The sequence below is a fragment of the Hydrogenophaga flava NBRC 102514 genome (assembly GCF_001571145.1).
Lineage (GTDB): Bacteria > Pseudomonadota > Gammaproteobacteria > Burkholderiales > Burkholderiaceae_C > Hydrogenophaga > Hydrogenophaga flava.
In genome coordinates, this window is the sequence record NZ_BCTF01000038.1 from 1 (window position 1) to 22,342 (window position 22,342).

21 protein-coding genes and 1 pseudogene are annotated in these 22,342 nt (G+C 68.6%); 4 read left to right on the plus strand and 18 right to left on the minus strand.

Annotated elements, in window-relative coordinates:
* The 3 genes and pseudogenes from HFL01S_RS23040 to HFL01S_RS23050 form a co-directional block, all read right to left on the minus strand.
* Nucleotides 1–2,036, minus strand: a pseudogene (locus HFL01S_RS23040) (hypothetical protein); the annotation flags it as partial.
* An 85-nt stretch (nucleotides 2,037–2,121) separates the two neighbouring features.
* Nucleotides 2,122–3,090: a Bug family tripartite tricarboxylate transporter substrate binding protein gene (locus HFL01S_RS23045; protein ID WP_066263302.1), complete on the minus strand. Its 969-nt coding sequence runs from the start codon at nucleotides 3,088–3,090 to the stop codon at nucleotides 2,122–2,124.
* 66 nt (nucleotides 3,091–3,156) lie between these two features.
* Nucleotides 3,157–4,086, minus strand: coding sequence for a dihydrodipicolinate synthase family protein (locus tag HFL01S_RS23050; RefSeq protein WP_066263304.1), 930 nt, complete (start codon nucleotides 4,084–4,086; stop codon nucleotides 3,157–3,159).
* 180 nt (nucleotides 4,087–4,266) lie between these two features.
* Here HFL01S_RS23050 and HFL01S_RS23055 point away from each other — a divergent pair, with 180 nt between their 5' ends.
* A complete protein-coding gene (locus tag HFL01S_RS23055) occupies nucleotides 4,267–5,226 on the plus strand; it encodes a LysR family transcriptional regulator (protein WP_066263305.1) in 960 nt (319 codons plus the stop codon).
* On the opposite strand, the gene mgrA is transcribed toward HFL01S_RS23055, so the two are convergent.
* The 7 genes from mgrA to HFL01S_RS23090 all read right to left on the minus strand — a co-directional run bounded on the left by mgrA (nucleotide 5,186) and on the right by HFL01S_RS23090 (nucleotide 11,839).
* Nucleotides 5,186–6,226 (minus strand): L-glyceraldehyde 3-phosphate reductase, encoded by a 1,041-nt coding sequence (gene mgrA, locus HFL01S_RS23060; RefSeq protein WP_066263307.1) that lies wholly within the window; start codon nucleotides 6,224–6,226, stop codon nucleotides 5,186–5,188. The genes HFL01S_RS23055 and mgrA overlap by 41 nt on opposite strands.
* Nucleotides 6,227–6,325: 99 nt before the next feature.
* Nucleotides 6,326–6,793: a DUF2721 domain-containing protein gene (locus HFL01S_RS23065; protein ID WP_066263309.1), complete on the minus strand. Its 468-nt coding sequence runs from the start codon at nucleotides 6,791–6,793 to the stop codon at nucleotides 6,326–6,328.
* Nucleotides 6,794–6,819: 26 nt separating this feature from the next.
* Nucleotides 6,820–7,728, minus strand: a complete 909-nt coding sequence (locus HFL01S_RS23070; protein ID WP_066263311.1) for a phosphoribosylaminoimidazolesuccinocarboxamide synthase — start codon at nucleotides 7,726–7,728, stop codon at nucleotides 6,820–6,822.
* Nucleotides 7,729–7,831: 103 nt separating this feature from the next.
* Nucleotides 7,832–8,896 carry a class II fructose-bisphosphate aldolase gene (gene fba, locus HFL01S_RS23075; RefSeq protein WP_066157026.1) on the minus strand — a complete coding sequence of 355 codons (1,065 nt, stop codon included), beginning with the start codon at nucleotides 8,894–8,896 and terminating at the stop codon, nucleotides 7,832–7,834.
* A gap of 58 nt (nucleotides 8,897–8,954) precedes the next feature.
* Nucleotides 8,955–9,842, minus strand: a complete 888-nt coding sequence (locus HFL01S_RS23080; protein WP_066263313.1) for an alpha/beta hydrolase — start codon at nucleotides 9,840–9,842, stop codon at nucleotides 8,955–8,957.
* Between the two features lie 32 nt (nucleotides 9,843–9,874).
* Nucleotides 9,875–11,308, minus strand: a complete 1,434-nt coding sequence (gene pyk / locus HFL01S_RS23085; RefSeq protein WP_066263314.1) for a pyruvate kinase — start codon at nucleotides 11,306–11,308, stop codon at nucleotides 9,875–9,877.
* Nucleotides 11,309–11,401: 93 nt separating this feature from the next.
* On the minus strand, nucleotides 11,402–11,839 hold the full coding sequence (locus HFL01S_RS23090) for a MarR family winged helix-turn-helix transcriptional regulator (RefSeq protein ID WP_066263316.1): 438 nt from the start codon (nucleotides 11,837–11,839) through the stop codon (nucleotides 11,402–11,404).
* Nucleotides 11,840–11,952: 113 nt separating this feature from the next.
* Between HFL01S_RS23090 and HFL01S_RS23095 the strand changes: the two genes are divergently transcribed.
* The gene (locus HFL01S_RS23095) at nucleotides 11,953–12,654 is read left to right on the plus strand and encodes a siderophore-interacting protein (RefSeq protein WP_245644913.1); all 702 of its coding nucleotides are present in this window, start codon (nucleotides 11,953–11,955) and stop codon (nucleotides 12,652–12,654) included.
* Between the two features lie 15 nt (nucleotides 12,655–12,669).
* On the opposite strand, the gene HFL01S_RS23100 is transcribed toward HFL01S_RS23095, so the two are convergent.
* Nucleotides 12,670–13,143 (minus strand): MarR family winged helix-turn-helix transcriptional regulator, encoded by a 474-nt coding sequence (locus HFL01S_RS23100; protein ID WP_066263324.1) that lies wholly within the window; start codon nucleotides 13,141–13,143, stop codon nucleotides 12,670–12,672.
* Nucleotides 13,144–13,269: 126 nt separating this feature from the next.
* On the opposite strand from HFL01S_RS23100, the gene HFL01S_RS23105 reads away from it, so the two are divergent.
* The gene (locus HFL01S_RS23105; protein ID WP_066263327.1) at nucleotides 13,270–14,307 is read left to right on the plus strand and encodes a cupin domain-containing protein; all 1,038 of its coding nucleotides are present in this window, start codon (nucleotides 13,270–13,272) and stop codon (nucleotides 14,305–14,307) included.
* A 17-nt stretch (nucleotides 14,308–14,324) separates the two neighbouring features.
* On the plus strand, nucleotides 14,325–15,026 hold the full coding sequence (locus HFL01S_RS23110; protein ID WP_066263330.1) for a fumarylacetoacetate hydrolase family protein: 702 nt from the start codon (nucleotides 14,325–14,327) through the stop codon (nucleotides 15,024–15,026).
* Here HFL01S_RS23110 and HFL01S_RS24910 read toward each other — a convergent pair.
* From HFL01S_RS24910 to HFL01S_RS23145, 7 genes are read right to left on the minus strand one after another with little or no spacing between them, the layout of a single operon-like run.
* Nucleotides 14,918–15,457 carry a bacteriohemerythrin gene (locus HFL01S_RS24910; RefSeq protein ID WP_084383594.1) on the minus strand — a complete coding sequence of 180 codons (540 nt, stop codon included), beginning with the start codon at nucleotides 15,455–15,457 and terminating at the stop codon, nucleotides 14,918–14,920. The two genes, HFL01S_RS23110 and HFL01S_RS24910, sit on opposite strands and share 109 nt — an antisense overlap.
* Nucleotides 15,458–15,517: 60 nt before the next feature.
* Nucleotides 15,518–16,120 carry a hemerythrin domain-containing protein gene (locus tag HFL01S_RS23120; RefSeq protein WP_245644915.1) on the minus strand — a complete coding sequence of 201 codons (603 nt, stop codon included), beginning with the start codon at nucleotides 16,118–16,120 and terminating at the stop codon, nucleotides 15,518–15,520.
* A gap of 5 nt (nucleotides 16,121–16,125) precedes the next feature.
* Nucleotides 16,126–16,530, minus strand: a complete 405-nt coding sequence (locus HFL01S_RS23125) for a ribonucleotide reductase subunit alpha (protein ID WP_066263339.1) — start codon at nucleotides 16,528–16,530, stop codon at nucleotides 16,126–16,128.
* Between the two features lie 25 nt (nucleotides 16,531–16,555).
* Entirely contained in the window at nucleotides 16,556–17,182 is a 627-nt protein-coding gene (locus tag HFL01S_RS23130; protein WP_066263342.1) for a nitroreductase family protein, read from the minus strand.
* Between the two features lie 3 nt (nucleotides 17,183–17,185).
* Nucleotides 17,186–18,478, minus strand: a complete 1,293-nt coding sequence (locus tag HFL01S_RS23135; RefSeq protein ID WP_066263345.1) for an NnrS family protein — start codon at nucleotides 18,476–18,478, stop codon at nucleotides 17,186–17,188.
* Nucleotides 18,475–20,922, minus strand: coding sequence for an adenosylcobalamin-dependent ribonucleoside-diphosphate reductase (locus HFL01S_RS23140; protein WP_066263348.1), 2,448 nt, complete (start codon nucleotides 20,920–20,922; stop codon nucleotides 18,475–18,477). The genes HFL01S_RS23135 and HFL01S_RS23140 overlap by 4 nt, the downstream gene beginning before the upstream one ends.
* The gene (locus HFL01S_RS23145) at nucleotides 20,919–22,115 is read right to left on the minus strand and encodes an NAD(P)H-dependent flavin oxidoreductase (protein ID WP_245644919.1); all 1,197 of its coding nucleotides are present in this window, start codon (nucleotides 22,113–22,115) and stop codon (nucleotides 20,919–20,921) included. The genes HFL01S_RS23140 and HFL01S_RS23145 overlap by 4 nt, the downstream gene beginning before the upstream one ends.
* Between the last annotated feature and the right edge of the window lie 227 nt (nucleotides 22,116–22,342).

Below are 22,342 nucleotides of genomic sequence, written 5' to 3' on the forward strand. Positions count from 1 at the left end.
AGGCCGCCCGCCGCGGGCGCCAGCGGCTTGATCAGGAGCTGGGTCATCTGCGCCGGCGTCGCAGCGGCGGTCGGCGTGTGGGTGGCCAGCAGCGTGCCACTGACCAGCGGCAAAGGATTGCGGAAACGCCCACCGGCGACCGCGCCATCGTTGCCTGCCGGTGCGGTGACGTCGGTCACCAGCATGGCGTCGGGGTTGGCGCCGTCCCCGCCGTTGAAGCGCACGATCTGGTTCGTGGTGAGTGAGCCGAACTCGCGCGCATTGACCGCCACGAAATGGCCGGGGCGCGCGGGCTCCTCACGGATGTGGAACAGCCCGCCGTCGCCGCGCAGGTTCTTGGTGTTGGCGTGAAAGGCCGAGCTGACGTAGTAGGTGAGCGCCGGGTCGTCCAGGAAAGACTGGCCCAGGTAGCTGAACGAAAGTTCATGGCGGCCCACGTGATTCAGCGTTTCCTCGTCGCTGCCGTCCTCGTTGATCTGCCAGGGGGTGAAGAAGTTGTTGGTGTAACCCGCCACACGGCCGAACGGGCCGGTGTGGGCCTGCCGCTTCTCGGGAAATACCTCGTCCGTCAGACCCAGCGAGGCCGCACCCGGCGCTTCGCTGGCGAGAGTGGTCGCGCCGTACTGGGCCTGACCGGCGCGCTGGGCGTCTGCCTGCTGGTCCTGCTGCAGATGGTCCCAGCGCGTGAAGACGATACGGCCCGCGCTGTCGATCGTGGGCGAGAACACACCGCTGGGAGCGTGGTTGAGCAGGCGCAGATCTCCCGACGCCGGGTCGAGGCTCCACAGGCCGGTCACCGTGGCCGTGCTCTCGTACTCGTCGAGCTGCGGGTAGAGATGGGCCTCCCCCCCGCGCGGCCGGTCCGAGGTGAACAGAATCCGGTCGTCGGTGCCGTAGAACGGGGAAATGTTGTTGTAGGTGGCGGGCTGGTTGGCCACCTTGCGGATGGAGACCGTCTCGCCCCGTCCGAGGCCGTCGACCTCATAGATCTGCCAGTAGTAGGCGCGCACCTGGTAGCGCGTCGCAGGACCGCCGACGATCATGCTGAACAGGGCCTTCTGCCCATTCCAGTGCACCGATGGCTCGCGCACGGCGATGGCCGCCGCCCCCTGCATGCCGTCCGAACCGAAGCCCGCCTCGCGGGTGAGGTTGCGCAGGGTTCCGTCTGGGTAGCGGATGTAAAGATCCCCGCCGCGGGGGACGTGATCGGGCCTGGCCAGGTGGTTGCCGAAGCTGGACATGCGCGCTGCAAAATCGACGGTGTGCGGCACCTGGGTCACGAACAGGATCGGGTTGGACACGCCGGCCACCTGCTCGGGCACGCCAGGCACGTAGTAGCCCACGCCTTCGTCCGCGTACTGGGACATCGTGGTGCGAGCCAGTGCAGCCTCGGAATGAGAGGCGCTGTAGAAGTGAAACCCTCTGGCCGACAGATAGAAGCGGTAGAGGGGAATGAAGCCGGTCGCCGCCACCTTGCTGGCGTAGTAGGCAACGCCCTCGTAGCGGAACTGCGGCAGCCGCGCCTGAATCTGGTTCTTCTCGTCTTCGCTGATGGTGTAGAAGTGCACCCCGGTGACCGTGTTGTAGAAGCGGTGCACCGGACTGAGTCCTTCGGCGGGTCCGGCCACGGCAGAAAACGCCGCCCCCTCGTACTGGAACTGGGGCAGCGTGGCGCGAACCCGGTCGCGCTCGGCCACGCTGGTGGTGTAGAAGTGCGCCCTGGTCTGTCCGTTGAAGAATCGGTACACCAGCACCGAGGATGCAGCCGCCTTGGCGCGCGCGGCGGCGCGCCTGTCCCGCTGCGCGGGATCGGCCGCCTCCTGAGCCTCGGCTGAAGCCAGCTCGTCGCGGTTGAGCCCGGCCCCCTCCTCAACGAGCGCCTGCTCGGCGACCGCGACTCGCTCGGGGTTCGCAACCGTGGTCGAGCCGCCCCCATCCTGGCGACCGCCCCCGCAAGCCGCCAACAGCAGCACCACCGCACACAGCAGCCCCCTGCGCACCGCCGCCGACGGGACGAAACATGTCGTTGTGATCATGGGCCGGCTTATAGCCGACCGTTTGTCGCCCAGGCGTTACAAGAGGTTGAACGGCCAAGGAACCCATGCCAGCGGACACACCACCTCACTCCGGCTTGAATCCTGCCTCCCTGAGCAGCTCGGCACTGCGGGTCACATCGGTGGTCACGTACCTGCGGAACTGCTCGGTGCTCTCCTGCACCGGCTCGATCCCCAGGGTGTCGAGTGCGCCTGATTTCGCCAGCTGGTCCACCGCCTTGTTGATGGCCTTGTTCAGCTGCTGCACCCGGTCCTCCGGCGTGCCCCTGGGCGCCCAGACGCCGTACCAGGACTCGTAGACCATGCCGGGATAGCCGCTTTCGGCCGCGGTGGGCACGTCGGGCGCCACCTTGCTGCGGCGTGCCATGGTGGTGGCGATGGCCTTGACCTTGCCGCTTTTCGCCATGGCCTGTATGGAAATGATGGAATCCATGAGCAGTTGCACATGGCCGCCGGCCACGTCAGCCAGCGCAGGCGCCGTCCCCTTGTACGGCGTCAAGGTGAGCTGAACCCGGCCCTGCTGGGCCAGCAGCAGCGTCGCCAGGTGGCTGGGCGCCCCCAGGGCCGGTACGGCAGCGGTCCACTTGTCGGGCTGCGCGCGCGCGGCGTCCAGCACCTCCTTCAGCGTCTTCTGCGGCGCGCCAGGAGGAATCACCAGCATCAGCGGCGCCTCGCCCACACGCGCCACGGGCGCAAAGTCGGCCTGCGGATCGTAGGGCGGGTTGGCCAGCACCTGTCGGGCCAGCACATGGGTGGCCGCAGAGAACAAGAGGGTCATGCCATCGGGCGCGGCCATCTGCACCGCCTTGCCACCGATGGTGCCGCTGGCGCCCGCCTTGTTCTCGACAATCACGGTCACGCCCAGGTCGGTCTGCAGCCGCCGGCCCAGCAGGCGCGCCGCCTGGTCCACACCACCACCAGCGGCAAAGGGCACCACCAGTTTCAGCGTGCCCTCGGGGAACTTGCCCTGCGCCTGCACCGGCGCCATCAGCGACAGCCCCAGCGCCAGGACGGCCATCCAGATCTTGGTCTTCATGATTCTTGTCTCCACGGGTGGATGGTAGGTGCGCCGGCCTTGTGGACCGGCGCACCGGGAGGGGCCTTACTGCGCCAGGCCCAGGCCGGCGGCACGCATGGCGGCTGCGATCTCGTGCTCGGCGCCTTCGGCCAGCGGCAGCAGCGGGCTGCGCACCGTCGCGTGCTCCAGGATGCCGCGCGCCACCAGCGCCCACTTCAGCGCAACCGAACCCTCCATGTGCGAGCCGCGGTGGTAGACGTTGGCGGTCACCGGCAGCAGGCGGTCGTGCAGTTCGCGCGCCTTCTTGTAGTCCTTGGCCTTGCCGGCCTTGATCATCTCGACCAGCGGCTCGGGGGCGATGCAGCCATAGCCCACCAGCGCACCGTCCACGTCGAACATCGTGTGCAGCAGGTACTCGTCGTGGCAGGTCAGGATCTGCAGGTTCGGGCGTTCCTGGCGGATGACCGGGATCTCACGGTCCCAGCGCTTCATGTTGCGCACGCCGTTCTTCATGGCGAACACGCCGGGCAACGCGGCGATGTCCAGCTGCGTCTGCAGGTCGTAGGTGCACTTGGTCGCGTCGGGATACTGGAACAGGATCAGCGGCAGGCCGCTGGCCTCAAAGATGGCCTTGTACTTGTCCTGCGGCGCGCCCTTCTGGTAGCCGAAGCGCAGCCAGCCGTGCGAGGGATAGACCAGACCGGCCGAAGCACCCGCGTCCACGGCGCGCTTGGCTTCGGCCGCCGCGACCTGCGTGCCTTCGAGCGTGATGCCCGCGATGATGGGCAGCTTGTCGTCCACGGCCTTGCGGAAGGCCTCGATGACCTTGAACTGCTCGTCGCGTTCGAGGAAGGTGCCCTCGCCAGCGTGGCCGAGCACGGTCAGGCTCTTGACGCCGTCCACGCTGGCGAGCCAGCGGCCCAGGCGCTGGATGGCCGCGTAGTCGACGGCACCGTCGCGAGTGAAGGGGGTCACGGGGGCGGGGTTCAGGCCGCGCAGATCAAGGGCGTTCATGTCGGTGTCCTCGGGTGAAAGGGTTCGTTCGGCACAGCCGCCGCGCTTTCTGCCCGGTGACCGCCTGGGCGGCGGGGCCCTGCAGGTCCGCCGCCGTGGAACGGACTGTCGGCCAAGGCCGCCCATAGCGGAACTGTCTGACGGTACATTTCAGACATACGCATTACGCATGTCATATTCATGAATCCCGCGCTCTGGAAGCTGTTCCTCGACGCCGCCGAAACCGGCAGCCTGAGCAAGGTCGCGCTGCTGCACGGCACCAGCCAGCCGCATGTGAGCCGGCAGATCGCCGAGCTGGAGCAGCGGTGCGGCGGGCGCCTGTTCGAGCGCACCGGGCGCGGCGTCGCGCTCACCGCCTTCGGCCAGCGCATCGCGCCCAAGGTGCGGGTCTGGCTCAGCAACACCGAGCAGCTGGAGAATGACGTCCGCGCCACCGCCGGCCAGACCATGGGCCGCGTGCGCCTGGGCACCATCCCCTCGCTGGCCCACCCCTTCGTGAGCACGCTGTTCGCCCGCCTGCGCCAGCAGCACCCGCTGGTGCAGCTGAGCGTGCGAGAGGGCCAAGGCGCGCAGCTGGAGACCTGGCTGGACGACGGCAGCCTGGACCTGGCCCTGCTGTTCCGCCACGGCCAGCCCAACGGCAGCGACGCGCTGTCGCTGGCCGAGGCAGAGACCTTTCTCGTCGGCCCCGAGGGTGACGCGGTGACGGCGAAGCCGACGGTGAAGTTCAAGGCACTGGACGGCCTGCCGCTGGTGGCGTTCTGCCGCCCCAGCAGCTGGCGCGACCAGCTGGAGCAGGTGGCGCGCCAGCGCGGCGTGCAGCTCCATGTGGTGCTGGAAGCCGACTCACTGGCGCTGCAGCTGGGCATCGCCTCGCAGGGCGGCGCCTACGCGCTGCTCGGGTCCTACGCCATCGAGGTGGCGCGTCAGCAGCACCGCTTCCAGGCCGCGCGCCTGGTCGACCCGCCCATCGTTCGCCACATCGCGCTGGCGCTGGCGCGCACCGGTCCGCTCAGCCCGGCCACCCGCGCGGTGATGCAGGAGTCGCTGGCGCTGGCGCAGGAGATGTCGCTGGACTCCGCGCGCGCTGCGCCCGCACTCAAAGCCGCTGGTCGGTCGAAGGCTTCTTCCAGAGGTTGAGGCCGCCGTCCACCGCGTGCTGGTCGATGGCGGCCAGCTCGTCGGCACTGAAGTGCAGGTTCTGCAGCGCGCCGACCAGCTCGGTGATCTGCTCGGGCTTGCTGGCACCAATCAGTGCCGAGCTCATGCCCGGGTGGCGCAGCACCCAGGCCACAGCCATCTGCGCCAGGCTCTGGCCGCGCGCCTGCGCCATGTCGTTGAGCGCGCGCACATGGACCAGGTTCTGTTCGCTCAGGTGGTCGGCCTTGAACGAACCGCCGCCGGGGCGGTTGATGCGCGCATCCTGCGGCACGCCGCCCAGGTACTTGTTCGTCAGCAGGCCCTGCGCCAGCGGGCTGAAGGCGATGCAGCCCATGCCCTCTGCCTGCAGGGTGTCGAGCAGGTCTTCCTCGACCCAGCGGTTGAGCAGGCTGTAGGACGGCTGGTGGATCAGCAGCGGCACGCCCATCTGCCGCAGGATGGCGGCGGCTTCCCGCGTCTTGCCGGCCGAGTAGCTGGAGATGCCCACGTACAGAGCCTTGCCCTGCTGCACCGCCGTGGCCAGCGCCCCCATGGTTTCTTCCAGCGGTGTGTCCGGGTCGAAGCGGTGCGAATAGAAGATGTCCACGTAGTCCAGCCCCATGCGCTTGAGGCTCTGGTCCAGGCTGGCCAGCACGTACTTGCGCGAGCCGCCGCCCTGGCCATACGGCCCGGGCCACATGTCGTAGCCGGCCTTGCTGGAGATGATGAGCTCGTCGCGGTAAGGCCGGAAGTCGCGGCGCAGGTGCTCGCCGAAGTTGGTCTCGGCGCTGCCGTAGGGCGGGCCGTAGTTGTTGGCGAGATCGAAGTGGGTGATGCCGGCGTCGAAGGCGGTGCGCAGCATGGCGCGCTGCGTTTCCATGGGCGTGGCATCGCCGAAGTTGTGCCACAGGCCGAGGGTGATGCTGGGCAGCTTCAGGCCGCTCTTGCCGACGGTGCGGTAGGGCATGCGCTCGTAGCGCTGGGGGTGGGCGGTGTACATGGTGTGTCTCCTGGTGTTCGGTGACCGCACTCTACCCAGTAACCTCTGCGTAACCGGCGCCACCGGCCGAACAACCCTTGTCTCGCTGGGCCGCGGCGCTCAGCGCTGGTACTCGCGCCCCATCTCCAGCACCTTGAAGTTCAGCAGGTGCGTGGCCAGCACGGTTTCCCACAGGAAGCAGCCCAGCGCCACGAGGAAAGAGCCCACACCCAGCAGGAAGCAGCTCACGGCCACCAGCGACCACTGCATTTCCCAGGTCTGTCCCAGGAACAGGGACACGATGGTGACGCCGATGAAAAAGCCGCACAGCGCCAGGCACCCGATGGAGAAGTTGGCGATGCGACCGCGTTTGCGCAACAGCACCAGCTCGTGCAGCAGCCGTGCGATCAGCTCCTGGTCGGAGCAGCTGCGCACCCGCTCTTCGAGCACCCGCGCACGGTCGATGATGCGGGCCAGCCGCGCCGCCACGGCACTGATCATGCCGGCCACGGCGGTCAGGAAAAATACGGGGGCCACAGCCAGCTGCACGCTATGGGTGACCGAGGCGACATCGACGGGCAGGCTCATGGCGGTGCAGGGATGCGGTTCGGCGCTCAGCCCATCAGCCGCGTCAGCGCTTCCTGGTACTTGGCCGAGGTCTTCTCGATCACCTCGCGCGGCAGGCGCGGCGCGGGCGGCGCCTTGTCCCAGGGCTGGCCGTTGACCTTGGCGGTCTCCAGCCAATCGCGCAGGAACTGCTTGTCGTAGCTGGGCGGGTTGCTGCCCACCACATACTGGTCGGCGGGCCAGTAGCGCGAGGAATCGGGCGTGAGCACCTCGTCCATCAGCACCACGGTACCGTTCTTGTCCAGGCCGAACTCGAACTTGGTGTCCGCGATGATGATGCCCTTCTTCAGCGCGATCTCGGCCGCGGCCTTGTACAGCGCGATCGCCTTGTCGCGGATCTGCGCAGCGATGTCGGCGCCGACCATCTCCACCGTCTTCTCGAAGGTGATGTTCTCGTCGTGCTCACCCATCTCGGCCTTGGCCGCCGGGGTGTAGATCGGCTCGGGCAGCTTGGACGCGTTCTGCAGGCCTTCGGGCAGCTTCACACCGCACACCGAACGGCTTTCCTGGTATTCCTTCCAGCCGCTGCCGGCCAGGTAGCCGCGCACCACGGCCTCCACGGGGATCGGCTTGAGGCGCTGCACCAGCATCGAACGGCCCTTGACCAGGTCCGCCTCGTCGGCCGAGACCACGCTTTCGGGCGCCTCGCCGGTCAGGTGGATGGGGCAGATGTTCAGGCCCTTGGGGCCGAGCTGATCGAACCAGAACAGGCTGAGCGTGGTCAGCAGCGCGCCCTTGCCGGGGATGGGCTCGCCCATGATCACGTCGAAGGCGCTGATGCGGTCGGACGCCACCATCAGGATGCGGTCGTCGCCCACGGCGTAGTTGTCGCGCACCTTGCCGCGTGCGAGCAGCGGCAGGGACTTGAGGGCGGAGGTGTGCAGGGCGGTGCTCATGATCGGTCGCGGAGAAAGTGACAGACAAGAAAAAAGCCCGATGACTGAACAGTCAACGGGCTTTGAACCATTCCGGCGAATTATCGCAGGTCGGTCGTCAGATTCAGACCACCTTTTGCGCCAGCTCGCCGCTGGCGTAACGGGCCGCCATCACGCTCAGCGTCTCGCCCTTGATCTTGGCGCCCTGGCCTTCGCAGCCGAATTCCAGGTAACGCTGCTTGCACACCGCCTTGGCGGCTTCGCGGGCAGGCTTGAGCCATTCGCGGGCGTCGAACTTCTCGGGGTTCTCGGCCATGAACTTGCGCACCGCGCCGGTCATGGCCATGCGGATGTCGGTGTCGATGTTGATCTTGCGCACGCCGTGCTTGATGGCTTCCTGGATCTCGGCCACCGGCACGCCGTAGGTTTCCTTCATGGCGCCGCCGTACTGGTTGATGATAGCGCGCAGTTCCTGCGGCACCGACGACGAACCGTGCATCACCAGGTGGGTGTTGGGGATGCGGGCGTGGATTTCCTTGACGCGGGAAATGGCCAGGATGTCGCCGGTGGGCGGGCGGCTGAACTTGTAGGCGCCGTGGCTGGTGCCTATGGCGATCGCCAGCGCGTCCAGCTGGGTGGCCTTGACGAACTGTGCGGCTTCCTCGGGGTCTGTCAGCATCTGGCTGTGGTCCAGCTTGCCTTCGGCGCCGATGCCGTCTTCTTCGCCTGCGTCACCGGTTTCCAGGTTGCCCAGGCAGCCGAGTTCACCTTCCACCGTCACGCCGGTCTTGTGGGCCAGTTCGACCACCTTGCGGGTCACGTCGACGTTGTAGTCGAAGCTGGCCGGCGTCTTGCCGTCTTCCATCAGCGAACCGTCCATCATGACCGAGCCAAAGCCCAGGCCGATGGCGCCTTCGCAGACCTTGAGGCTGGTGCCGTGGTCCTGGTGCATCACCATCGGGATGTGCGGGTACATCTCGGCGGCGGCCTGGATCAGGTGCTTGATGAAGGCTTCCCCGGCGTATTTGCGGGCGCCGGCCGAGGCCTGCAGGATGACGGGTGCGCCGACCTCGTCGGCCGCGGCCATGACGGCCTGCACCTGCTCCAGGTTGTTGACGTTGAACGCCGGAATGCCGTAGCCGTTGGCCGCAGCGTGGTCGAGCAGTTCGCGCATGGAAACGAGCGCCATGAGAATCCCCTAGTCAAAGTTGGTAACCGGTCTGTAACTGGAGGGAATTTTAAAGCCCTCAGGCCAACGGCCCCCTGACGAAATCGCTCACCCGGTCCAGCGTCGGCGCCAGCCCGCGCAACGGAACCGCGAACGAGCCGATCAGCGTGGTGTGGCTGACCCGGTCCAGCAACGCCAGGTCGGCCGGCACCCCCTGGCGTGCCAGGGCCCGCGCCAGTCCCTGGCTGTTGCGCAGCGGATCGACCAGGGTGTCCTCACGTGCCGCCAGCAGGAGAGCGGGTGGGGTTTGCGCCGGCTGCGCCCTCAGTGCATGGAACATGGGCTGGGAATCGAGCGGGGTGTCCGGCCAGTCGAACGCCAGCTGCGCCTCGCGTACATCGATGGGCAGGAAGTCGTAGGGCCCTGCCAGCCCGATCCAGCCCGCCAGTTGCTGCGGCGCCAGACCGACCGCCCCCAGCCAGCGCGGGTCGAGCGCCAGCATGGCAGCGTTGTAGGCCCCTGCGCTGTGCCCCATCACGAACAGGCGCCTGGGGCTGGCGCCCAGCCGCTCCGCCCGGTCCCAGGCCCAGCGCAGCGCGAGCGCGCTGTCCTGCACAAACGAGGGGTAGCTCACCTGCGGGCTGAGGCGGTAGTCGGCCACCAGCGCCACGATGCCGCGCGAGGCCAGCGCTTCGCCGACGAACCGGTAGTCCTGCCGCCGGCCGCTGCTCCAGGTGCCGCCATAGAAGAACAGCACGGCGGGTGCATCGGACACGGGCGACGGGGGCAGGTAGACGTCCAGACGGTGCCGGGGGTCGGGCCCGTAGATCTGGTCGGTGATTGCGCGGTGCGTGTCCGTGGGCACCGTGGCATTGATCAGCGCCAGCGGCGAACAGGCCTGCAGCAGGGGCAGCAGACCGAGGCTGGCCAGCCAGCGACGGCGCGAGAGGTTCGGGAGAAGGCTCATCTCCCGGATACGTGCGCTTCAGCGACCTGGATTCAGGCGGCCCTGCAGATCTTCAGGGTATTCGTACCGCCCGGCGTGCCCATGGGCTCGCCCACCGTGATCGCGTAGACGTCGCCCTTCTGCATCACGCCGCGCGCCTTCAGGTCGGCCTCGGCCTCGGCCAGTGCGGTGTCGCGGTCGGCGCTGGTGTCCACCAGCAGCGGCCGCACATTGCGGTAGAGCGTCATCTTGCGCTGCGAGGACAGCTTGGAGGTCACCGCGTAGATCGGCATGCGCACGCTGTGGCGGCTCATCCAGAGCGCGGTCGAGCCCGACTCGGTCAGCGCCACGATGGCCTTGGCCTTGAGGTGGTGCGCGGTGAACAGCGCGCCCATGGCGATGGCCTGGTCGATGCGGGTGAAGGTCGCGCCCACGAAATCGTCTTCCAGCGGGTCGTGGTCGGTCTTTTCGGCCTCCTGGCAGATGGCGGCCATCTGCTCCACGGTCTCCAACGGGTACTTGCCGGCCGCGGTCTCGGCGCTGAGCATCACGGCGTCGGTGCCGTCGAGCACGGCGTTGGCCACGTCGGACACCTCGGCGCGGGTGGGCACCGGGTTGACGATCATGGATTCCATCATCTGCGTGGCGGTGATGACCACCTTGTCCATTTCGCGGGCCATCTTGATCATGCGCTTCTGCAGGCCCGGCACCGCCGCGTTGCCCACCTCCACCGCCAGGTCGCCGCGCGCGACCATGATGCCGTCGGACACCCGCAGGATGTTGGCCAGCTCGGGGATCGCCTCGGCGCGCTCGATCTTGGCGATCAGGCCGGGCTTGTGGTTGTACTGGGCCGCGGCCATGTTGCACAGCTGGCGCGCCAGCTCCATGTCGGTCGCGTTCTTGGGGAAGCTCACGGCCACGTAGTCGGCCATCAGGCTCATGGCGGTCTTGATGTCCTCCATGTCCTTGGCGGTCAGCGCGGGCGCGGTCAGGCCGCCGCCCTGCTTGTTGATGCCCTTGTTGTTGGACAGCTCGCCACCGAGCTTGACGGTCGTATACACCGCGTCGCCCACCACCTTGTCCACCGTCATGACAATCAGGCCATCGTTGAGCAGCAGGGTGTCGCCGGCTTTCACGTCGCGCGGCAGTTCCTTGTAGTCCAGGCCCACGCCCGAGAGGTCGCCCGGCTCGGTGCGCGAGGCATCCAGCACGAAGGGCTGGCCGGGCTCGAGCATCACCTTGCCTTCGGCGAACTTGCCGACGCGGATCTTGGGGCCCTGCAGGTCGGCCATGATGCCGACCTCGCGACCGGCGCGGCGTGCGGCCTCGCGCACGAGGTTGGCGCGGTCGATGTGGTCCTGCGCCTTGCCATGCGAGAAGTTCAGCCGGACGACGTTGACGCCGGCCCGGATCATGGCCTCCAGCAGGACGGGGTCGCTGGAAGCAGGACCGAGGGTGGCGACGATTTTGGTGGCGCGCTGGGGCATGGGGGTCTCCTGGATGGCGAACGTTTCAGGACGGTCTGGGAACGCCGGCCTGTAATTTGGTTTCAATTATCCAGGAAACCGGTTACCCGTCGGTTACAGACCGCCATCGCGCAGGTTGTCCTGCATGTGCCGCAGCAGGCGCAGCAGCGCCTGCCGTTCCGGGGCATCCAGCCCGCGGGCGGCCCGGGCCGCCACCTGGCGGCGGTGGCGCATGACGGACTCGTGCCGGTGCTGCGCCGCTTCGGTCGGATAGAGGCGGATCACACGGCGGTCGTGCTCGTCCGGCCGCGCCACCAGCAGACCCTTGTCCTTGAGCACCGCGATCAGTCGCGCCAGCTGGCCCTTGTCCCGCGCCGCGTGCTGCACCAGGTCGGTCTGCGTACTGCCCGGGTGGCGCACGAAGAAGCCGAGCGCTCGCCCCTCCATCGGCCCCAGCCCATCGTCTGGCATGTGGCGCAGCAGCTGCGCGCGGGCCAGGTGCATCAGGTCGTGCACCGCCTCCATGAGGTCGTCATCGGAGAGTTTCGTCATATTGGTTGACTCCATCAACTGATTGCGACAGAATGGATGACATTATCAATCAATTCACCCATCCCATGTCCCATCCTGTTCCCACAGAGCGCCCACCCGCCCCGACGCGCCGCGTGCGTCACGAACTGCTGCGCCGCGACGTGCGCGTGCGCCATGTCCAGCCGCTGGGTCCTGGCCTGCTGGCCGTGACCTTCGGGGGGCCGGCGCTGGCCGGCTTTGTCTCGCTGTCCTTCGACGACCATGTCAAGTTCGTCTTCACCGGCGCGGACGGACAGGAGCACCGGCGCGACTACACGCCGCGTCATTTCGACGCGGCCCGCCAGGAACTGACGCTGGTGTTCGCGCTGCACGAAGGCGGTGCGGCCAGCACCTGGGCGCAGCGTGCCCAGGTCGGCGACGCGGCGGTGATCGGCGGCCCCCGCGGCTCCATCATCATTGAGGACGACCTGCCCTGGTACCTGCTGGCCGGCGATGCGACGGCGCTGCCCGCCATCGCGCGGCGGCTCGACGAACTGCCCGCAGGCACCCCCACCACCGTGCTGCTGCACACCCCGCAAGAGCAGGACCAGCACGCGCTGCCCGAGCGCCCCGGCCTGCAGCTGCGCTGGCTGCCCTCCGTCGAGGCGCTGTGCGACGCCATGCGCACGGTGGAACTGCCCGCAGGCGACGGCTTTATCTGGTGTGCGGGCGAAGCCGCGTGCATGGCGCGGCTGCGCGACATCCTGCTGAACGAACGCGGACGGCCGCGCAGCCACGTCAAGGTCTCGGCCTACTGGAAGCCTGGCGCCACCGACTTCCACGAAGACCTCGCCTGACAAGGTCACCAGCGCCTACCGGGCGTCGGCCGGCGCGCGGCTCAGGTCGTTGTTCTGCGTCACCAGCACCTGCAGCAGGCGCATGAACTCGGTGCGCTGGCGCGGGGTCAGCGGCGCCAGGATCTGTTCCTGCGCGCGCAGCATGGCGGGCACGGTGTCGGCCAGCCCCTGCTCGCCCGCCGGTGTCAGGAACAGCTGGCGCGCGCGCCGGTCCTGCGGCGACAGGCGCCGCTCCAGCCAGCCCCGCGCCTCCAGCCGGTCCACCACGCCGCCGGTGGTCGAGGTGTCCAGCGCGATGCTGCGGGCCAGGGTGCGCTGGTCGATGCCGGGCTGGTTGCCCACCACCTGCAGGGCGGCGTACTGCACCGGCGTCACACCCAGCTCGCCCGCCTCCTGCAGAAAGATGCCGACCGAGATCTGGTGCAGACGCCGGATCGCGTAGCCGGGCTGCTGGTCGATCTGAAGTCCGGCGGGTTCGGGGGTGTCCATGGCAAACAGGGCGGGGGTGGTGGGCAGGGGATGGTCGGTGGTTGACCCAGTCTAACCGCCCTCTTATCATCAGCACACTGATCATTAGCATGCGGCCGGACTCGATCCGTCCCAAGGAGACAAGACATGAGCCATGCACTCGGCCGCCTGGAAGACCTGCCGCAGGACTACCGCGATGACCTCAAGCACCTCAACCTGGTGCCGCTGTGGCCCAGCCTGCGCGCCGTGCTGCCGCCGGGTGTGCCCACGCGCGCCACGCAGGCCGTGCACTGGCCCTACGCCACGCTCAAGCCGCTGCTGCTCAAGGCCGGCGAGCTGACCCCCATCGAGAAGGCCGAGCGCCGCGTGCTGGTGCTGGCCAACCCGGGCCACGGGCTGGAGAACATGAAGGCCAGCCCGGCCATCTACCTGGGCATGCAGCTGCTGCTGCCCGGCGAATGGGCACCCAGCCACCGCCACACGCCCAACGCGGTGCGCATGGTGGTCGAGGGCGAAGGCGCCTGGACCACTGTCGATGGCGAGAAGTGCCCGATGAGCCGCGGCGACCTGATCCTCACGCCCACCGGCCTGTGGCACGAACACGGCCACGACGGCAGCGACCCGGTGGTGTGGCTGGACGTGCTGGACCTGCCGCTGGTCTATTACATGGAGGCGAGCTACCACATCAACGGCTCGCGCCAGACCGTGAAACAGGGCAGCGGCGACCGCGCCTGGACCCGTGCCGGCGTGGTGCCGACGCAGGTGTTCAACCGCAGCGACAGGCGCTACCCCATGCTTCGCTACCCCTGGGTGGACACGCGCGCCGCGCTGCTGGCCATGGCCACCAATCAGCCGGACCTCGAATGCGTGCAGGTGACCTACGTGAACCCGGAAACCGGTGACGACGCCGAGAACATCCTGGGCTTCTACGCGCTGATGCTGAAAGCCGGCCAGACGCTCACGCTGCCTGCACGCTCGCCTGCGCAGGTGTTCCACCTGATCGAAGGGGGTGTGGACGTGTCCACCTGCGGCAAGAGCTTCGGTCTGGTCGAAGCCGACACCTGCTGCGCGCCCGGCTACGAGCCCGTGACGCTGAGCAACCGCTCGGCCGACCAGCCCGCCTTCGTCTTCATCGCCGACGAGTCGCCGCTGCATCGCAAGCTCGGTGTGTACGAAACCCGATAACTCCTCAGAGACACCAGATGACCCAGTACCTCTTCGCCCCGCCCATCGTCCAGTCCCTGCCCATCCGCAGCCGCGCCGAGCGCTTCCCGATCAACCGCATCTTCTGCGTCGGCCGCAACTACCACGCGCACGCCGTCGAGATGGGCAGGCCGGTCGACAAGAGCGCCGAGCGGCCGTTCTACTTCACCAAGTCGCCGCAGACCCTGGTACCCAGCGGCGCCACCGTCGCCTACCCGCCCGGCACCAGCAACTACCACTATGAAATGGAGCTGGTGCTGGCCATCGGCAAGGCCGGCTTCCGCGTCAGCGCCGAGCAGGCGCACGAGGTGATCTACGGCTACGGCGCCGGACTGGACATGACGCGCCGCGACCTGCAGCTGGTGGCCCGCGACAAGGGCCGCCCCTGGGACCTGGGCAAGGACATCGAGCAGGGCTCGGTCTGCTCAGAGATCGTGCCGATGGAAGGCGTGGTGATCGAGCGCGGCGCGATTGCGCTGGAGGTCAACGGAGAGACGAAGCAGTCGTCCGACGTCGACAAGCTGATCTGGAACATCCGCGAAATCATCGCGGACCTGTCCCAGTTCTACCACCTGCAAGCCGGCGACCTGATCTACACCGGCACGCCCGAAGGCGTGGGCGCGGTCGTTCCGGGCGACCTGATCACCGGCCGCATTGAAGGCGTGGCCGAGGTCGCACTGACGGTCGGCGCACCGGACTGAGCCACACGGCCGTGGCCCTGCGCGAGGCCGCGGATCAGGGGCACGTCCTGGCGGGCGATGTGGTCGAGCAGCCAGTCGCGCAGGAAGCCCAGCACCGGCTGGATGTGCAGCCGTCCCTCATCCAGGTGCTGCTGCAGCCGGTCGAGCTGCGCCTGGAAACCCGCGTGCAGCCGGGCGTGGGTGGTGTCCTCGGCGCCACCGTGCTGCCGGATCCAGTCTTCCTCATGGCGGAAGTGGTAGTCCGCATACGAACGCAGCTGTGGCAACAGCCCGTCCAGATCGACCAGCAGTCCACGTGCACTCGCCTCCTGGGTGCGCAGCAGCAGATCGAACAGCACCTTGTGCTGCAGGTCGATGGTGGCCACGCCGGTTTCCAGTGCTTCGTTCCAGGTCGGGGGCAGCCGCCCGGGGTTCTCCGTGTGGTCGTTCATTCCGTGGTTCGCTGAAGTGGTCAGGCCAGCAGGCGGCGGTGCTTGCCCACCCGCCTGTTCCTACTTCATATCGGCACGCAGGACCTGAAGTGAAGCCCCGTCCGGCACACCCCGTTGCGCCATCATGTCCGCACTCATCGCCTGCAGCGCATCACCCCGGATGACCGTCCGCGCCGCCGGGTAGACCACACCGTTCTCGTCCAGCAGGTGCCGTTGGTAGAGCGCGTCGTAGGCCTCGAAGCGCTGCTGGTCTTCATCCGAAAAACCGGTCCAGCCTTCGCCCGCCTCGACCAGCGCCGTCAGCGCCGCGCGCACCTGCGCCCACATCACGGCCATCTCCCGGTGGTCCTGCTTGAGGCGGATGACCACCGCCACCACCGCCGGCTCGCGCTGCGCGAGCAGCGCCGGGAACACGTGGCGCTCCTCGTCCTCGTGGTGGTGCGGGCCAGCCTGGTCGAAGTAGCGCATCACGTCGCGCGCGGCGTCGCGGGCCTGGGCATCGGCACCGTGGGTCTTCACATGCGCGCGCAGCTTGCCGAGCAGGCGCAGCATGCGTTCGACGCGCTCGTGGCAGGCGTCGAGCATCTCGAACGGCGCCTCGAAGCCCACCCCCGCCGCGTGCTGGCCAGGCTGACCGATCTGGTGCAGGTGGATGCCCGCCATGGCCGTCAGTCCAGCAGCACCGCGCGGCCCTGCGGGTCGAACGGGATGAAGTTCTGGATGCGGCCCTGGCGGATGGACTCCACCATCTTCTGCAGCGGTGCGTCGGCATCGGCGCTGGTAGGCGGCTTGCCGGCGCTGCCCGACATGGCGGCGGCAAAGACCATGCCCCAGGGCTGGCCGAAGCCGGCGGCCTCCTGCTTGAGCTGCTCGAACGAGGCCAGCTCGTCGGGGCTCTTGTCGACGCACATCTGCGGCACCAGCGCGCCGCCCTGGCCTTTTTCGAAGGCCGCGCGTTCCGCGGGCGAGGCGTCGTCGGGCAGCTCGACAGCGGCGAACACCATCAGCAGGCGCTGGGGCAGGGGCTGGGCGCGCGCGGCGGCGAGCAGGTCGTCAAAGTTGCTGATGTCCATGAAAAATCCGGTTAGGGAAAACGTGTCAGCCGGGGCCGACGGGGTTCAGGGTACTCACGTAGTCGACCACCGCGGGGCGCACGACGGTCTTGCCGTGCGAGAGCGCGGTGCCGATGCTCAGGAAACACACGGCCTGCTCGTGCACGCCCAGGCCGAAGAAGCGGTGCAGCGCGGCCGAACGCACGGACTGCCCGGCCGTGAGCGCCGAGCCGTAGCCTAGGGCGGTGGCCATGAGCAGCACGTTCTGGGCTGCGGCGCCGGCCGAGATCAGACGCTCGGCCAGGCCGATCTCGGCGTCGCCCTTGGTCTCGTCCACCACCAGCAGGGCCAGGAAGGGCGAACGGAACCCTTTCTCTCGCGCCTTGGCGATGTCGTGCGCTTCGGCCGCCGGGTCGCGCTCCAGCAGGGCCTGCACGAAGACCTCGGCCAGCGCCCCGCGCTGGTCGGCGGGCACGGCGATGAAGCGCCAGGGCAGCAGGCTCCGGTGGTCGGGTGCGGAGGCGGCCGCCGACAGGATGGTCTGCAGCTGCGCGGCGTCGGGGCCGGGCTCACCCAGGCGGAACGGCAGCACCGTGCGGCGCGCCGACATCAGCTCGGCCGCCAGTTCGGCCCAGTCGGCGGTGCCGACACCATCGGGTGCGCAGGCGTCCATGGCTCAGCCCGGGCGGCCGTCGGCGCGCGGCCGGCCAAACCAGTTCGCCAGCCGCCCGCCCCAGACCAGCACCACGCCGGCCCAGGTCAGGGCGGCCGCGGCCAGCCAGAGGCCGCTGGCGCCCGGCAGCGTGCCGGCGATGCGCAGCAACACCGCCACCTGCAGCCCCCAGAACAGGGACCACACCGTGGCGTCGGCCACCAGCGCGCGGCCGCTGTGGCCGCAGGCCACGCGCGTGACCATGGCCAGCAGGATGGAGCCTAGGAAACCCATGGTCAGCGCGTGCAGCGCGCCCAGGCCCAGCGTGGGCACGCCATCGGCCGCGAGCAGCCACTGCGACAGGCCCGAGAGCAGCAGCGACAGGCCGAACCAGACAAAGCCCACGTGCAGCATGGCCAGCAGGCGGATCTTCAGGCTCTGCACCAGGCCCCAGACCCAGGCCAGCCAGACCAGCACGCCGCCGATGCCCAGCTCCAGCGCGCCGCGCAGCAGGCGCCAGGCCGTGCCCTCGCCCCAGCCGGCGAGCATCAGCCAGACCGAAACGATCTCCAGCACCACGGTCGCCAGCATCAGCCACAACACCCAGAACGGGCGCCAGGCCTCGATCATGGGCAGCACGCCGGAGGTGAAAAAGGGAATCATGCGGTGGGCCACGGCCACGTAGGTGGCGACGATGAAGCCCCACAGCGCCGTGTGCACCAGGGCCAGCGCCACCGACCACTCACCCAGCAGCAGCGCCACGCCGATGCCGGCGGCGCACAGCGCGCCCAGCGTGCCGCCCAGCGCCACCACGGTGGCGTGCACCCGGTCGGGCACACGGCTGGCGCGCCACAGGCGCCAGAACATCCCGTTCTGCATCCCCAGGCCGGCCGCGGCCAGCAGGACGCCGGCCACCGCCACGTCCTGGTGCAGGTGCGCGCCCGCCAGCCACAGCAGCCAGCCGGCCACCTGCAGGGCCAGGGCGGGCGCGATGGCGCGGGCGTCCGGCGCATCCACCCCCAGCCACTTGGGGCCGGCGGTGAAGAGGAAGCCGGCGAAAAACAGCGGCATGAAGCCCAGGGTCATGACCACGGCGTGGGTCAGCGTGGGCGAGACGGCGTAGGACAGACCGAACAGGCCGCTGGCGCGGTCCACCTGCACCACGGCCCACCAGGCGGCCGAGGCGGCCAGCAGCAGCACGCCCGAAAAAAAGGCCAGCCGGTGTGGCGCGCGCCACAGGCTGGCCCATTGCCAGGGCGTGGCGACCGGCGAACCCTTCGGGCGCACCGGCAACGTCCCACGCCCCCCGACGCTCATCCGCAGCTGCCGAGGTGCCCGCAAGAGGTGCAGTAGTCGCAGCCGTCCTTGCGGATCATGGCGTGCGCGCCGCACTCGGGGCACTTCTTGCCGGCCATGACACCCGAGGACATGCCCACCAGCTCCGGCGCGGCCGGGGCGTGGGGCGTGGCCACTGCGGCGGTGTCGGTCTGCTGGTTGCGGCGGGCGATGATGTTCTGCAGCGCGAAGGCGATGGCGGCCACCTCCGAGTCGTGCCACATCGGCACGTGAGTGCCGTCGGCCTTCTCGTAGGTGCCCAGGCGCACCGGACCGCGGTCCCAGGCGACCTTGCGCATGTCGCTCAGCGCCCGGCCCAGGAAGCCGCCGCGCGCGGCCAGCGACAGCATGCGCATGGTGGAGGTGATCCACTGCTGCGACTCGCCGTTCTGGCCCACGGGCATGAAGAACTCGATCGCGCGTTCGACCGTGCCCTTGCCGTCGGCGGCGGGCACCGGCAGGAAGGAGACCACGATGTACAGCGTCTTGTGGCCTTCCTGCGTCCAGTACTCGATCTTGTCGGCCACGGCCGACAGCGCGCCCTTGGGACGGCTCTCGATCACGGTGCGCATCGGGTCGACCGGCGCCACCACGGGCGCGGGGGCCGGCTTGGCCTCGACCACCGGCGCGCCGGTGTCGAGCACCGAGCCCAGGATGTTGTTGGGCCGGTAAGTGGCCATGCCCTTGAGGCTGGCGCGCCAGGCCTGCAGGTACAGGTTCTTGAAGTCTTCGTAGGGGTAGTCGCCCGGCACGTTGACCGTCTTGGAGATCGCGGTGTCCACGAAGGGCTGCACCGCTTCCATCATGGCGATGTGCTCGCCGGCCGTCATGGCCAGTGCGTTGACGAAGTACTCGGGCAGGTTGTCCACGTCACCGCCGAGGTCGCGGTAGAGGCGCCAGGCGTGGTCTTCCACCGCGTACTCGCGGGTGGATCCGTCGTGCTCGCGCTTCTTGCGGCGGTACATCCAGGAGAACGGCGGCTCGATGCCGTTGGAGGCGTTGTCGGCAAAGGCCAGGCTCACCGTGCCGGTGGGGGCGATGGAGAGCAGGTGGCTGTTGCGGATGCCGTGCTTGCGGATGGCCTGGCGGATGGACTCGGGCAGGCGGCTGGCGAAGGTGCCGCGCTCCAGGTAGCCGTTGGCGTCGAACTTGGGGAAGGCGCCCTTTTCCTTGGCCAGCTCGATCGAGGCGCGGTAGGCCGCGTCGCGCATGTGCTCGGCGATCTTGGCGGCCACCTTGCGGCCGTCCTCGCGGTCGTAGCGCACACACAGCATGGCCAGGGTGTTGCCCATGCCGGTGAAGCCGACGCCGATGCGGCGCTTGTCCTGCGCTTCCTTGCGCTGCTGCTCCAGCGGCCAGAAGGTCACGTCCAGCACGTTGTCCAGCGCGCGCACCTGGGTCGCCACGGCCTGCTCGAAGGCGGCGAAATCGAACGAGGGCACGCCGCCGAAACCGAAGGCGTTGCGCACGAAGTTCGTCAGGATGATCGGGCCGAGGTCGCAGCAGCCGTAGGACGGCAGGGGCTGCTCGCCGCAGGGGTTGGTGGCGGCGATGCCTTCGCAGTAGCGCAGGTTGTTGTCCTGGTTGATCTTGTCCAGGAACAGGATGCCGGGCTCGGCGAAGTCGTAGGCCGACTTCATGATGGTGTCCCACAGTTCGCGCGCGGGCACGCTCTGGTAGACCCACAGGCCGTCGGCGCGCTGGTAGGCGCCCTTGTCCAGCACCTTGCTGCCGGGCTTGGACTTGTGCACCAGTTCCCAGGGCTGGTCGCCGGCCACGGCTTCCATGAAGGCGTCGCTCACGCCGACCGACACGTTGAAGTTGTTCCAGCGGCCGGGCGTGCGCTTGGCGGTGATGAAGTCCAGCACGTCCGGGTGGTCGATGCGCAGCACGCCCATCTGGGCACCGCGGCGCGCGCCGGCGCTCTCGACCGTCGAGCACGACTGGTCGAACACGTTGATGTAGCTGCACGGGCCGGAGGCCATGGAGTGCGTGCCCTTGACCTCGGCGCCGCGCGGGCGGATGCGCGAGAAGTCGTAGCCCACACCACCGCCGCGGCGCATGGTTTCGGCGGCTTCGCGCAGGGCTTCGTAGATGCCCGGGAAGCCTTCGTCGTCGAAGCCCTGGATGCAGTCGCCCACGGGCTGCACGAAGCAGTTGATCAGGGTCGCCTGGATGTCGGTCCCGGCGGCGCTCATGATGCGGCCGGCACCGATGGCGCCCGCGTACAGGTTGTCAAGGAACTTGCGCTCCCATTCGGCACGGATCGGCTCTTTTTCCACCGAGGCCAGGGCGCGGGCCACGCGGCGGTAGAGGTCGTCGATGCCGGTCTCCCCGGGTTTCAGGTATTTTTCTTCCAGCACGTCGAGGCTGATCGGCTGGGGTTCCCGGAGATTCTGGGCTCCGGGTTGAGGGTCACGCTTCATGCAAGGGCTCCGGTTTTGAAGGCGTCGGATGGTACAGGCTCCGCCGGCCGGTTGCCGGCCACCATCCAGGACATCAGATCATGGACCGAACGGATGTCCTTGCCAAACGGCAGGGCACCGGCCCCGCGGAAAAACAGCCCCCGCTGCTGGTCGCCCTCCCAGGCGTGGGCCAGCTGCTGGTCGATGCAGAACTGGCCCATCTCGCCCTTGCCATCCCGCAATCCGCAATGCGCCAGGCAGTCGAAGGCCATGTTGCAGCGGTCCTTGACGTGCGCCACGGCCTTGAGCTTGGGCTCCACGCGCAGGTACTTGTTGAGCCAATGTGTGCGCACACCCCGCGCCGGAAGCCCGGCCACGCTGATGAACTCCACCACGTCTTCCGGCGTCGCGTTGGCCAGCACCTGCTTGAAGGCGGGGTCGGCGTCGCATTCCTGCGTCACCGCGAAGGCCGTGCCCATCTGCACCGCGCTGGCGCCCAGACCCTGCAGGCGGAGGATGTCCTCGCGGCTGGAAATGCCGCCGGCGGCGATCAATGGAATCTTTCCTTCCAGCCCGGCCGATTTGAAAAATTCCAGGGACTGGGGGATGACGTTCTCGAAGTTGAAGCGCGGGTCCTGCAGGTCGGCGACCTTGGCCGCGCCCAGATGCCCCCCCGCCAGCCGGGGGTGTTCGATCACGATGGCGTCCGGCAGGCGGCCTTTTTTCTCCCACTTCTTGACGATCAGCTGCACGCCGCGCGCGTCGGACAGGATGGGGATCAGGGCCGTCCCGGGGTGGTCCTTGGCCAGTTCGGGCAGGTCCAGCGGCAGGCCGGCGCCCACCACCACCGCGTCGGCACCACTTTCCAGCGACTGGCGCACATAGATCTCGTAGGCCGACAGGGCCTTCATGATGTTCACCGCCACCATGCCGCGCCCCTGCGAAATCAGGCGCGCGCGCTGGATCTCGCGGTCCAGCGCCACCAGGTTGGCCGCGTTGATGCGCTCGCGCGCGTCGGGTTCCTTGCCGTTTTCCAGGTGGCTGGTCTGGGCCATCAGGTCCGGATGCAGGCGGCGCAAGTCGACCGATGACACCGTGCCCACCCCGCCCAGCGCCGCCACGGCGCCGGCCAGGCCGCCCGCCGAGACGCCCACGCCCATGCCGCCCTGCACGACCGGCAGCAGCTCGCGGCCCTTGAGCCGCCAGGGGTGCATGCCGTTTTCGCCCGCCTGGCGCAGCAGCGCCCGCGCGCGTTCGGCGGTCTCGCCGTCTCCAGGCGCCACCGCCCCCACCACATCTCGTGCATTCATCGTCTGATTTCCCATAGGACGGCGCAAAAAACCGCTGGTGGAGACTACCGACGACGGCGCCGCGCCGCCTTGTTCTGGGTCAAGAATTGCGAACACAACCTGGGAAAAAACCCAGTCATCAGCAGGGTGAT